Origin of the sequence: Kitasatospora aureofaciens (genome assembly GCF_001188955.3) — a bacterium.
GTDB lineage: Bacteria > Actinomycetota > Actinomycetes > Streptomycetales > Streptomycetaceae > Kitasatospora > Kitasatospora aureofaciens.
The window spans coordinates 99339-112210 of the sequence record NZ_JPRF03000032.1 but is presented as its reverse complement, the minus strand read 5'-3'; the positions used below and the strand labels follow the sequence as shown (position 1 = coordinate 112210).

10 protein-coding genes are annotated in these 12872 nt (G+C 71.4%); 4 read left to right on the top strand and 6 right to left on the bottom strand.

Annotated elements, in window-relative coordinates; genetic code table 11:
• Window positions 1–176: 176 nt before the first annotated feature.
• Entirely contained in the window at window positions 177–1667 is a 1491-nt protein-coding gene (gene rpsA, locus HS99_RS20980) for a 30S ribosomal protein S1 (protein ID WP_030281838.1), read from the bottom strand.
• Between the two features lie 413 nt (window positions 1668–2080).
• Between rpsA and HS99_RS20975 the strand changes: the two genes are divergently transcribed.
• Window positions 2081–2953 (top strand): class I SAM-dependent methyltransferase, encoded by an 873-nt coding sequence (locus tag HS99_RS20975; RefSeq protein WP_050366833.1) that lies wholly within the window; start codon window positions 2081–2083, stop codon window positions 2951–2953.
• An 8-nt stretch (window positions 2954–2961) separates the two neighbouring features.
• Window positions 2962–5475 carry an ATP-dependent helicase HrpB gene (gene hrpB / locus HS99_RS20970; RefSeq protein ID WP_030551197.1) on the top strand — a complete coding sequence of 838 codons (2514 nt, stop codon included), beginning with the start codon at window positions 2962–2964 and terminating at the stop codon, window positions 5473–5475.
• Window positions 5476–5480: 5 nt separating this feature from the next.
• On the opposite strand, the gene HS99_RS20965 is transcribed toward hrpB, so the two are convergent.
• The 4 genes from HS99_RS20965 to HS99_RS20955 form a co-directional block, all read right to left on the bottom strand.
• Window positions 5481–6731 (bottom strand): chymotrypsin family serine protease, encoded by a 1251-nt coding sequence (locus HS99_RS20965; protein WP_030281846.1) that lies wholly within the window; start codon window positions 6729–6731, stop codon window positions 5481–5483.
• A gap of 130 nt (window positions 6732–6861) precedes the next feature.
• Window positions 6862–7008, bottom strand: coding sequence for a hypothetical protein (locus HS99_RS45095; RefSeq protein WP_157846573.1), 147 nt, complete (start codon window positions 7006–7008; stop codon window positions 6862–6864).
• A gap of 268 nt (window positions 7009–7276) precedes the next feature.
• On the bottom strand, window positions 7277–7723 hold the full coding sequence (locus HS99_RS20960; RefSeq protein WP_030281849.1) for a tetratricopeptide repeat protein: 447 nt from the start codon (window positions 7721–7723) through the stop codon (window positions 7277–7279).
• 11 nt (window positions 7724–7734) lie between these two features.
• Entirely contained in the window at window positions 7735–7950 is a 216-nt protein-coding gene (locus tag HS99_RS20955) for a hypothetical protein (RefSeq protein ID WP_030281851.1), read from the bottom strand.
• A gap of 189 nt (window positions 7951–8139) precedes the next feature.
• Here HS99_RS20955 and HS99_RS20950 point away from each other — a divergent pair, with 189 nt between their 5' ends.
• Window positions 8140–8868, top strand: a complete 729-nt coding sequence (locus HS99_RS20950; RefSeq protein WP_030281853.1) for an SDR family oxidoreductase — start codon at window positions 8140–8142, stop codon at window positions 8866–8868.
• A 126-nt stretch (window positions 8869–8994) separates the two neighbouring features.
• On the opposite strand, the gene polA is transcribed toward HS99_RS20950, so the two are convergent.
• A complete protein-coding gene (gene polA / locus HS99_RS20945; protein ID WP_050367169.1) occupies window positions 8995–11682 on the bottom strand; it encodes a DNA polymerase I in 2688 nt (895 codons plus the stop codon).
• Window positions 11683–11911: 229 nt separating this feature from the next.
• Here polA and HS99_RS20940 point away from each other — a divergent pair, with 229 nt between their 5' ends.
• A complete protein-coding gene (locus tag HS99_RS20940; protein WP_030281858.1) occupies window positions 11912–12376 on the top strand; it encodes a PaaI family thioesterase in 465 nt (154 codons plus the stop codon).
• Window positions 12377–12872: the final 496 nt, after the last annotated feature.

Genomic DNA, 12872 nt, shown 5'->3' with positions numbered 1-12872 from the left:
GCCTATAGCAGGGCGATGAGCCTCATCTCACATTTCCCTACACATAAACCACACATAAGTCAAACCAGAAAACGAAGGGCGCGAGCCGACCCCGGGAAAAACGCGGAACGGGCCCCACCCGGACGAATCCGGATGGGGCCCGTTCCCTAGCTGTCAGCTAGCGGGGGGCGAGAGCCTCAGCTCTGGCCGCCGGCCAGCTTCTCGCGCAGGGCGGCCAGGGCCTCGTCGGAGGCCAGGGCGCCCGAGCCCTCGTCGCTGCTGGACGAGTAGGAGCCACCGGCGGCAGCGGCGACGGCGTCGCCACCCTCGGCAGCGGCCTCGGCGTCGGCCTCGCGGCTCTTGATGACCTGGGCCTGGTGCTGCTCGAAGCGGGACTGCGCCTCGGCGTACTGGCGCTCCCACTCCTCACGCTGCTTCTCGAAGCCGGGCAGCCAGTCGTTCGCCTCGGGGTCGAAGCCCTCCGGGTAGATGTAGTTGCCCTGGTCGTCGTACGAGGCGGCCATGCCGTACAGGGTCGGGTCGAACTCGACCTCGGCCGGGTTGGCACCCAGGGCCTCGTTGGCCTGCTTCAGCGACAGGCTGATGCGACGACGCTCGAGGTCGATGTCGATGACCTTGACGAAGATCTCGTCGCCGACCTGGACGACCTGCTCCGGGATCTCGACGTGGCGCTCGGCCAGCTCGGAGATGTGGACCAGACCCTCGATGCCCTCGTCCACGCGGACGAACGCACCGAACGGAACCAGCTTGGTGACCTTACCCGGAACGACCTGGCCGATCTGGTGGGTACGGGCGAACTGCTGCCACGGGTCCTCCTGGGTCGCCTTCAGCGACAGGGAGACGCGCTCGCGGTCCATGTCAACGTCGAGAACCTCGACGGTGACCTCCTGGCCGACCTCGACGACCTCGGACGGGTGGTCGATGTGCTTCCAGGACAGCTCGGAGACGTGCACCAGGCCGTCGACGCCACCCAGGTCCACGAAGGCACCGAAGTTGACGATCGAGGAGACGACGCCGGAGCGCACCTGGCCCTTCTGCAGGGTGGTGAGGAAGGTCTGGCGGACCTCGCTCTGGGTCTGCTCCAGCCAGGCACGGCGGGACAGGACCACGTTGTTGCGGTTCTTGTCCAGCTCGATGATCTTGGCCTCGAGCTCCTTGCCCACGTAGGGCTGGAGGTCGCGGACGCGACGCATCTCGACGAGCGAGGCCGGGAGGAAGCCGCGGAGGCCGATGTCGAGGATGAGACCACCCTTGACGACCTCGATGACGGTACCGGTGACGATGCCGTCCTCTTCCTTGATCTTCTCGATCGTGCCCCAGGCACGCTCGTACTGAGCGCGCTTCTTGGACAGGATGAGACGACCCTCCTTGTCCTCCTTCTGGAGAACCAGGGCCTCGATGTTGTCACCGACGGCGACGACCTCGTGCGGGTCAACGTCGTGCTTGATCGAGAGCTCGCGGGACGGGATGACGCCCTCGGTCTTGTAACCGATGTCGAGGAGGACCTCGTCACGGTCGACCTTCACGATGACGCCCTCGACGATGTCGCCATCGTTGAAGTACTTGATGGTCTCGTCGATCGCGGCGAGGAACGCGTCCGCGTCGCCGATGTCGTTGACCGCGACCTGCGGGGTGGTGCTGAGGGAGGAGTCGGTGGGGCTCGTCATTAGGAAAAGGGCTCCGGTACGGACATGAAAGTCGTAGGTAATGCCACGCGGAGGGCCCGTATCGCTCCCACCGAAAGCCGGACAGCCAAGAACACGGCGCACCGGTGATCCCGTGAACAACGAGAACCGGCGTCCGTCTTGCGACCGTGGGGTCTTCGACAGATGCGAGCGCGACCTGCTCCGTCCGAGGCGCGCAGGCCCGCAGCGCAACTTGTAGCATACGGGGACGGCCAGGCACGGTCAACGCCAAGAGAGGCAAGACGGTGGAGCCCGGTACGGATCAGGCCATATCCTCCGATTGCGCACCTCGCGGTGGCGCTCGCAGGGGCCCTTCCCCGGATGCCACCACCAGGAGCCGGACCCTGACGGGCCGGTTCGCGGCAGCGGCGCTTCCGCACTTCATACCCTACGCGATGGGCATTGTCACCGTGGCCACCACCCCCCAGTCCCCTCTTCACGATCTTGACTCATCCGTCGACGAGGACGACACCGGCGACGACGCGGTGCGGCGCTCGGCGGGCGTCGGGGAGAGCAGCCGGGCCAGTCGGCACTGGTGGGACCGCAACGCCGACGAGTACCAGGACGAGCACGGCGAGTTCCTCGGCGACGACCGCTTCACCTGGTGCCCCGAGGGACTGGACGAGGCCGACGCCCGCCTGCTCGGCGACGTCTCCGGCCGCGACGTCCTGGAGATCGGCGCCGGCGCCGCCCAGTGCTCCCGCTGGCTCGCAGCCCGCGGCGCCCGCCCCGTCGCCCTCGACATCTCCTACCGCCAGCTCCAGCACTCCCGCCGGATCGACCTCGGCCGCGGCACCGCGCCCGTCCCCGTCGTCCAGGCCGACGCCGCCGTCCTGCCCTTCGCCGACGCCTCCTTCGACCTCGCCTGCTCCGCCTACGGAGCCGTCCCGTTCAGCGCCGACACCGAGCGCCTGATGCGCGAGGTGCACCGGGTGCTGCGGCCCGGGGGGCGCTGGGTGTTCTCGGTCACCCACCCGATCCGCTGGGCCTTCCCCGACGAGCCCGGCGTCGAGGGGCTCACCGCGACGTCCTCCTACTTCGACCGCACCCCGTACGTCGAGCAGGACGAGAACGGCAACGCCACCTACGTCGAACACCACCGCACCCTCGGCGACCGGGTCCGCGAACTCGTCGCCGCCGGCTTCCGGCTGATCGACCTGGTCGAGCCCGAGTGGCCGGCCGACCTGGAACAGGAGTGGGGCGGCTGGTCCCCGCTGCGCGGGCGGCTGATCCCCGGCACGGCGATCTTCGTCACCGAGCGGGGCTGAGCCCCTCCATGAACCCCGCCTGGCGCGAACTTCCCGTCCGCACCGCCCTGCCCGCCCTGCACGAGGCACTGGAGCAGGACGGCACCGCCGTCCTCGCGGCCCCGCCCGGGACCGGCAAGACGACGCTGGTGCCGCTCGCCCTCGCGGGGCTGCTCTCCGACGGCCGGCCCGTGCGGCGGGTGCTGGTCGCCGAACCGCGCCGCCTCGCCGTACGGGCCGCCGCCCGGCGGATGGCCTGGCTGCTCGGCGAGGCCGTCGGAAGCCGGGTCGGCTACACGGTGCGCGGGGAGCGTCGCGCCGGGCCCGAGACCGTCGTCGAGGTGGTCACCACCGGCGTGCTGCTGCAGCGGCTGCAGCGCGACCAGGAGTTGCCGGGCGTCGATGTCGTCGTCCTCGACGAGTGCCACGAACGGCACCTGGACGCGGACACCGCGCTCGCCTTCCTGCTGGACGTACGGGCGGCGCTGCGGCCCGAACTGCGGCTGGTCTGCGCCTCGGCCACCTCCGACACCGAGGCCTGGGCCGAACTCCTCGGCGGCGCACCGGTGGTGGAGGCGCACGGGGTGTCCCACCCGGTGGACGTGGTCTGGGCACCGCCGCCGCGCGCCGTCCGGCCCGCGCACGGGACCCGGGTCGACCCGGCGCTGCTCGACCACGTCGCGGCCGTCGTGCGGCGGGCGTTGGGTGAGCGCGACGGGGACGTGCTCTGCTTCCTCCCCGGCGTCGGCGAGATCGCCCGCGTCGCGGGGCAGCTGGGCGGCGTTTCGGCCGAAGTGCTGCAACTCCACGGCCGCGCCCCGCAAGCCGTCCAGGACGCCGCGCTCTCTGCCGGGCAGGGACGCCGCGTCGTCCTGACCACCGCCGTCGCCGAGTCCTCGCTCACCGTGCCCGGGGTTCGGATCGTGGTCGACGCCGGGCTCGCCCGCGAACCCCGCACCGACCACGCCCGGGGGCTGGCCGGGCTGGTCACCGTACGGGCTTCGCTCGCCGCCGCCCGCCAGCGCGCGGGGCGTGCCGGGCGCGAGGCCCCGGGGACCGTCTACCGCTGCTGGCACGAGGCCGAGGACGCCCGCGCCGCACGGTTCCCCACCCCCGAGATCGCCCTCGCCGACCTCACCTCGTTCGCCCTCCAGGCCGCCTGCTGGGGCGACCCGGACGCCACCGGCCTCGCCCTGCCCGACGCCCCGCCCGCCGGGGCGATGGCCGCCGCCCGGCAGACCCTCATCGCCCTGGGCGCCGTCTCCTCCGACGGCCGTGCCACCCCACGGGGTACCCGCCTCGCCCGCACCGGGCTGCACCCCCGACTCGCCCGCGCCCTGATCGACGGCGCCCCCGCCGTCGGCGCCAGGCGCGCGGCCGAGGTGGTCGCCCTGCTCTCCGAGGAGCCGCCGCGTGCGCTGGGCGACGACCTCGGCGCGGTGTGGCGGACGGTCCGTTCCGCCGGCGATCCGTACGCCGCCCGCTGGCGCGACGAAGTCCGCCGCCTCCAGCGCTCCGCCTCCGACGAACCGACCACCCCACTCCCCGACGCGACCGCCGTCGGACTCGTCGTCGCCCTCGCCTTCCCCGAACGCATCGCCCGCGCCCGGGTGGAGCGCCCCGCCCCCGGCGAGCGCAGCCCGTACCTGATGGCCTCCGGGACGGCTGCCGAACCCGCCCGCGACACCCGGCTCGGCGCCCTCCCCTGGCTCGCCGTCGCGGTCGCCGACCGCCCGGCCGGCTCGCACTCCGCCCGCATCCTGCACGCTGCGGCACTGGACGAGGACACCGCCCACCAGGCCGGAGCCGCTCTGCTCACCGCCCGCGAGGAAGTCCACTGGGACACCCGACGAGGTGAGGTCGTCTCCCGCCGGGTCGAGTCCCTCGGCGCCATCGAACTCACCGAGAAGCCCCTCAGCCGCCCCGACCCCGCACTCGTCCGCGCCGCCCTCCTCGAAGGCCTGGCCCGCGAGGGCATCAGCACCGTGCTGACCTGGCCCTCCCCGGGCCTGCGCGAACGCCTCGCCTTCCTCCGCAACGCTCTCGGCGACCCCTGGCCCGACGTCTCCGACGGGGCGCTGCTCGAACGCGCCGACGAGTGGCTCGAGCCCGAACTCTCCCGCGCCCGCCGCCGCGCCGACCTCGCGAGGATCGATACCACGGCCGCGTTGCAGCGTCTGCTCCCCTGGGCCACCGGCGAAGCGGGCCGCCTGGACGAACTCGCGCCGGAGCGGATCACCGTGCCGTCCGGCTCGAGGATACGAGTCGACTACAGCACCGAACGCCCGTTCCTGGCAGTCAAGCTGCAAGAGCTCTTCGGCTGGACCGTCACCCCCGCCCTGGCCGGCGGCCGCGTCCCGCTGACCATCCACCTGCTCTCCCCTGCCGGCCGGCCCGCCGCCGTCACGGGAGACCTGGCGTCCTTCTGGCAAAACGGCTACCCGGCCGTCCGTGCCGACCTCAGGGGCCGCTACCCCCGCCACCCCTGGCCCGAAGACCCGACGACGGCGGAGCCGACCCGCCGTACCAACGCCCGGAAGTGACGCCGTCAGGAGATCGAGAAGCCCATCTGGTTCACCACCGGCGTCATCGGCACGTACATGACCTGCGCGTAGCAGGTCGTCGAGTGCGCCGTCGACCCGGCCGGGCAGCTGACCTCCGACCTTCCGGCCACGATCACGCCGCGAGCCTCCATGTCGCCGCTGGCGCCGGACGGGTTCGCCAGCGCCGGGCCACCGCTGTCGCCCTTCGCGCCGACCGCCCGTCGGTCACCGCCCTTCGACTCCGCGATGTCCACCGGCCGGATCCTCGTCCCCTCGTCGTTCGTCGTCTCCACGTCGACCTTCTTGACCTCCACATCGCACTTCCACCCCGACTGGGCACCGCTGAGGCAGACCAGGTCCCCCACGTTGTTGCGTCCGGCCCCGTACGTGTGTCGTGACGAGCCGCTCCGGTCCGACCAGGCGCCGTCGTAGAACCGGTCGGCGCCATTGCCGTTGATCGCGATCATGCCGACGTCCAAGCCGTCGCCGATCGCGTACAGGTCGCCGATGTAGCCGCCGGTGCCGTTGTAGTACCGGCCGCCGCCGCAGTGCGCGGCGGTCAGCAGCACCTTCGTCCTGTCCTTCCACCCGCTGAACGCGGTCGAGCAGAACGCGGCCTTGCCGGTGTTGACCTCGGCGCCCGCGTAGTACGGCGCGCTGTCGGAGTGCCGACTGCCGGACAGCGCTGCCGGGATGCCCTCGACGGTGGCCGTCACCGGCATCCCGGCGATCTCGGCGGCCCTCCGGGAGTACGCCTGCTCGGTCGTGGCGCCGCCGGTCAGCCGCGTTGCCTTCGAAGGCACGTACGTGATCGAGATGGCGGCGCCGTCCTCCTGCGGGCCGATCGACGTCCAGGCCCCGGGCGCCACCGCGGCGGTGAACCGCTCGATCGCGGCACGCATCTCCGCACGGGAGTACGGGCTGCGGTGAACGTCGACGGTGAAGCCGGGGCTGGCGTTCGCGCCGAGCAGCGCCTGCACCTTGGTCGGGGCCTCGCCCTTCCAGTAGAGGTCGGCGTGCTGGTTCCAGGCGTCGATCACGGTCCCGGCGTAGCCGTCCGCCGCCTGATCGCCGGACTCCACCCAGTCCTGCACCGGGTCCGTCATGCGGTGGAGCGTCTGCTGCGCCTGCGGGTCACGGAGCACCGGCAGGCGGACGGAGCGGATCGGTTCGTCCGGCGCGGCATCGGCGGCAACGAGAGCGGAGGCGGTCACGGCGGACAGGGCCAGGGACAGCAGGAGACGGGAGCGGCGCATGAGCGGTCCTTCGACGGAGCTGGCGGGCCGGCATCCAGCGTAGGGACTGGGCGGCATCTCGCCTGGCCAGAAGGCGCATGTCGGGCTGTGGCAGGCGCACTTGGGAAGCAGCGCGCCCCCGGCAGGTGGGTCAGTCGCGTCGGTTCGGCCGGATCGCCGAGAAGAGGACGAACGACAGGATCACGGTGGTGAGGATGACCAGGAACTCGCGGAACCCCTCGGAGCTGGTGGGCAGCCACCCCTGGACCAACCCGACCAGCAAGACGATGTCGAGCACCACCGCAATTGCGTACCCCGGCCGCTTCACTGTCGATCTCCCTCCCCGTTCCCGTCCGCCCGCACCGTACCCCGCTCACGGCGCATCCCGGGGCGCTGCCAATGTATTTGACACTACGTGGGCCGCCGGCAGCCAGTGCTGCGCTGCAGGAGTTCGTGGAGGGGTCAGGCCGGCAGGTCGTCGGGGTGGAGGCCGAATTCCGGGCGTCCCTCATGGTTGCCACCGGGTGGCCCGCGTTGGCCCCGGGCGATTCGCCAACGGTGAGCCGTCAGGAGCCCGCACTGCCGGAGTGGTTCAGGTCCGCACGGGCCCGCAGGAACTTGAGATACCTGGGGTCGTCCTCTTCGAAGATTTCGGGTCCGCCACCCATGTGGGCCCTGATCAGCTCATCCGCAGCTCGGTCGTGGTCGCCCAGCTCGAAGGCGGTCTGGCCCAATCGAAGGTGGATGTACGGATTGCCGAGTCCGTCAGGACACTGAACGGCGTTGTGGAAGCACTTGTAGGCCTTGTCGTGAACACCGCGTCGGAAGTGCACGTCTCCGATCGCTACGTAGATCCAGGTCGAGGCCGCCCACCCACGGGGATCGCCCGGCAGCAGCCGGAGGGCTTCGATGTAGCGCAGCCTGGCCTCGTCGAACTCTCCCATTCCGGCCAGGGCATCACCCTCCTGACACAGGTCGGTGATCTCGGCATGGACCTCATCGGGCAGTTGCATGGCCGTCCCTGTCATGGCAACGACGGCGCAGCGGTCGGCGAGGGCTCCGCAGTGGGGCTCACCGCCGCGCTCGCCGTACCCGCCCCCACCGGCGCGGCCGCACCACCCCCGCCACCGGACAGCGCCCACACCGAGCCGCCCACCAACAGCAGCGCCGCCAGCCCGGCCGGGACCGCCAGCCGCGGCCGCAGCAACCCCCGCCGCTCCTCCGCGCCCTGTTCCGTCATCGCCGCTCCCCCGGATCCGCGCCGCGCCCACTGCGCGGCGGCCGGGCAGATCGTAGCGGCGGGCGCGGACACTGCTCCGTCCGGGCCCGGACGAGGCCTGCCGCGCAGGAAGTCGGACGGGCCGACTCCCTGCGCCGGGCGAACACGGGGAGGATGTGGCGCCGCCTTGCCGTCGGCCAAGCTGGGCACATGAGATTCGACGACCACAGGGTGGTCATCACCGCTGCCGGCCGCGACTTCGGGCGCACACTGGCCATCCGCCTAGCGGACCTCGGCGCCGAGGTCTTCCTCTCCGCCCGCACCCTCGCCGCTGCCGAGCGGGTCCGGGACGAGATACGCGACCGGGGAAAGCAGCGCGTCCACGCCTTCGCCTGCGACCTGACGGACCCCGCCTCGATCCGCGACTTCGCTGCCCGAGTGGGCGGGCAGACCGACCACATCGACGTGCTGATCAACAACGGCTCCCGCTACCTCGCAGGCCCGGACCTCCTGTCGGCCTCCGACGCCGACGTCGTCGACACGATCGCCTCCGGCGCCACCGGCACCGTCCTGACCGTGAAGAACTTCCTCCCCCTCCTGCTCAACTCGGTCAAACCGGACGTGGTGACCATGGTCTCCGCCTGCGGAACCCCGGGCCATCACCGCTCGGACGCCCATGACTCCTTCTACGCGGCCAAGAACGCCCAGGCCGGTTTCGTCGACATCCTCTCCAAGCGCCTGCGGCCCCGGGGAGTCCGGGTGATCTCCCTCTACCCGCCCGACTTCGACAACCCCGACCCCCTCGCCGAGGAGTGGGAGACCACCCCGCGCCACGCCCGGGCCCCCCTCGCCGCCCAATCCCTCGTCGAGTGCGTCCTCTTCGCGGTGTCCCAGCCCCGCGACTGCTTCATCAAGGCCTTCCACTTCGAACAGGTCTGAACGGTCGTCCAGCACCAGGGGCAGCAGGCCCAACTAAACGAACGGGCCGAACCGAGCGAACACGTCGGCGGGCCCGGGCACTTCGTGCGCCCGGGCCCGCCGCCGGCGGCCGACTACCGCTCCGGGTCAGTGCGCGGCGGCCTCCCAGTTGGCGCCGACGCCGACGGAGACGTCCAGCGGGGCGCGCAGCGGGTAGGCGCCGGCCATCTGCTCGCGGACGACGGCCTCGACCCGGTCGCGCTCGCCCGGGGCGAGCTCCAGCACGATTTCGTCGTGCACCTGGAGCAGCATCCGGGAGGCGAGCCCGGCCTCGCGCAGCGCCTCGTCGACCCGCAGCATGGCGATCTTGACGATGTCGGCGGCCGAGCCCTGGATGGGGGCGTTGAGGGCCATCCGCTCGGCCATCTCGCGGCGCTGGCGGTTGTCGCTGTTGAGGTCGGGCAGGTAGCGGCGGCGGCCGAGCAGGGTCTCGGTGTAGCCGGTGGCGCGGGCCTCGTCGACGACCCGGTGCAGGTAGTCGCGCACGCCGCCGAAGCGCTCGAAGTAGGTGTCCATCAGGCCTTGGGCCTCGGCCGGCTTGATGCCGAGCTGCTGGGAGAGCCCGTACGCGGACAGCCCGTACGCGAGGCCGTAGGACATCGCCTTGATCTTGCGGCGCATCTCGGCGTCCACCGCCGCGCCGGGGACCTCGAAGACCTGGGAGGCGACGGTGGTGTGGAGGTCCTCGCCGGTGGCGAAGGCCTCGATCAGCGCCTCGTCCTCGGAGAGGTGGGCCATGATCCGCAGCTCGATCTGCGAGTAGTCGGCGGTGAGCAGCGACTCGTACCCGGCCCCGACGACGAAGGCGCGGCGGATGGCGCGCCCCTCCTCCGTCCGGACCGGGATGTTCTGCAGGTTCGGGTCCTGCGAGGAGAGCCGGCCGGTGGCGGCGACCATCTGGTTGAAGGTGGTGTGGATCCGGCCCTTGGGCGAGACCGTCTTGAGCAGGCCCTCGACGGTGGTGCGCAGCTTGGCCTGGTCGCGGTGGCGCAGCAGGATGACGGGCAGCTCGTTGTCGGTCTGGGTGGCCAGCCAGGTGAGCGCGTCGGCATCGGTGGTGTAGCCGGTCTTGATCTTCTTGGTCTTGGGGAGGGCGAGTTCGCCGAAGAGGATCTCCTGGAGCTGCTTGGGCGAGCCGAGGTTGAACTCGCGCCCGGCGGCGGCGTGGGCCTCCTCGACGCAGCGCTGGATCTCGGCGGCGAACTGGGTCTCCAGCCGGGTGAGCCAGTCGCGGTCGGCGGCGATGCCGTGGCGCTCCATGCGGGCGAGCAGCGCGGCGATGGGCAGTTCCATGTCGTGCAGCAGCCCGGCGGCGCCGACCTCGGCGAGGCGGGTGTCGAAGAGAGCGGCGAGGTCGAGCACGGCGCGGGCCTGGAGCATGAGGGCCTGGGCGTGCGCGGTCGGGTCCTCCTCCGGTGCGTCGAAGGCGAGTTGGCCGCTCTCCGCCGCCGGGGCGGGGGTGAGGGAGCGGGCCAGGTACTCCTCGGCGAGGACCTCCAGGGTGAAGGTGCGGCGGCCGGGCTTCTCCAGGTAGGCGGCGAGCGCGGTGTCGGCGACGACCCCGGCGATGGTCCAACCGCGCTCGGCGAAGGCGCGCATGACCTGCTTGGCGATGTGCAGGGCCTTGGGGGCGGCCGCGTCGGCGAGCCAGCCGGCGAAGGCCTGCTCGTCCTCCTCGGCGAGCAGCGCCGGGTCGAACCAGGCGGCCGACTCCCCTGCGGCGAGGGCGACTTCGCTGACCTCGCCGGTGCCGAGCGCCCACTGGTAGACGGCGGCGAGGGCGACGGTGGTCTTGCCGTCGGAGGCGTGCTCGCGCAGCCAGGCGGCGAGCGTTCCGGGGTCGGTGAGCAGTTCGCCGTCGACCTCGACGCCGGGGGCGAGCTCGGCCTCCACCGCGGCCTCGCCGACGGCCGGGTCGATGCCGAAGACCCGGTCGCGGAAGTTGGCGTTGCGGAACTCCAGCGACTCCATCAGGGTGCCGACGGCGGCCTTGTCGAACGGCCGGCGGGCCAGGTCGGCGACGCCCAGCGGGAGTTCGACGTCGCGGACCAGCTCGGTGAGCACCCGGTTGCGCTTGACCGAGTCGAGGTTGTCGCGCAGCTTCTCGCCGATCTTGCCCTTCACCTCGTCGGCGCGGGCGACGAGTTCGTCGAAGGAGCCGAACTGGTTGACCCACTTGGCGGCGGTCTTCTCGCCGACGCCGGGGATGCCGGGCAGGTTGTCGGACGGGTCGCCGCGCAGGGCCGCGAGGTCGGGGTACTGGCGCGGGGCGACGCCGTACTTCTCGGCGACCTTCTCCGGGGTGAAGCGGGTGAGCTCGGAGACGCCCTTGGTGGGGTAGAGCACGGTGACGTGGTCGGTGACCAGTTGGAGGGAGTCGCGGTCGCCGGTGACGATGTCGACGTCGTAGCCGGCCGCCTCGGCGGCGGTGGCCAGGGTGGCGATGATGTCGTCGGCCTCGAAGCCCTCGACCGTCATCCGGGGGATGTTCATGGCGTCGAGGAGTTCGCCGATCAGGCCGACCTGGCTGCGGAACTCGTCCGGCGTCTTGGCGCGGTTGGCCTTGTAGTCGGGGAACTCGGCGGAGCGGAAGGTCTGCCGGGAGAGGTCGAAGGCGACGGCGAGGTGGGTGGGCTGTTCGTCGCGGACGGTGTTGGCGAGCATCGAGGCGAAGCCGTAGACCGCGTTGGTGGGCTGGCCGGTGGAGGTGTTGAAGTTCTCCACGGGCAGGGCGTAGAAGGCCCGGTAGGCCATCGAGTGCCCGTCGAGCAGCATCAGCCGGGGCCGCGCGCCGGCCCCGCCGTCACCCGTCGCGCCCTTGTCCGTACTCTGCGTAGCCACGTCAACGTCCGTTCCTGCCGATTCCACTACCGGTCACCGATCCTATGGCCCGGCACCGACAAAAGGGGCGCCGCGCCAGGGCGGCACCGCCACTACCGGCGAGTAGGACGGTCGTACGATCACAGGCAGCACGACGACGCGACACCCCCGAAGGAGTACCCCCATGACCGACGCGGCTCCCGACACCGCCCCCGTCCTGAAGGTCCCGCAGGACGTGCTCGACCACTTCGCCAAGCTCGGCGTGAGCCCGGAGACCTTCTCCGGCGGCCACCTCGGCGAGAAGCTCGGCATCCGGATCGTCGAGGCCTCCGGCGACCGGGTGGTCGGCACCATGCCGGTGGAGGGCAACCAGCAGCCGTACGGGCTGCTGCACGGCGGCGCCTCCGCGGCGCTGGCCGAGACGCTCGGCTCGATCGGCGCGATGCTGCACGCCGGTCCGGGCCGGTACGCGGTGGGCGTGGACCTCAACGCGACCCACCATCGCTCGGCCACCTCCGGTCTGGTCACCGGGGTGGCGACGGCGGTGTTCAAGGGTCGTACGGCCGCCACGTACGAGATCGCGATCACCGACGACACCGGCAAGCGGGTCACCAGCTGCCGGCTGACCTGCATGCTGCGCGACCTGTAACGGGCCTTCGGGTACGGCCGGTTCGGCCCGGAGAGCAGCAAGTCCCCTTCCCGCCCCCTCGTTTGACCGTCCGCCCCCGTGGGCAGGCGTTGGTCTGAGCGAGGGGGCGTCGGCATGTCCGGATGCGATCGACGCGTCTCCCACCCTTCCTCCCACTCCTGTAACGCAGCGTAATAAGTAGGAAATCCGCGCAAGCGGCGGTTCCGAGACCCCGAAGCCCCTTCACCGCGCCCCCCTTGTCCGCAATGCGGACGTGCACGGTCGAATGCAGCACATCGGACACCTGCGTCCGATTATCGACAGCGCCAGCGGCAACCCCCATTTCTGGCTCTTACATCCCGCCACCAGCGGGTAAACGCCCGGCAGTTCAGGGTCGGTCGAGCCGGAACGACCACATGCTGAGACAAATGCTCCGTGTGCTCATAACAAGAGAATCACAGCCTGCTCACACCACTGCCCGAGCCGCCCCCCGACATCTAGAGTCACGGCCAGTCAC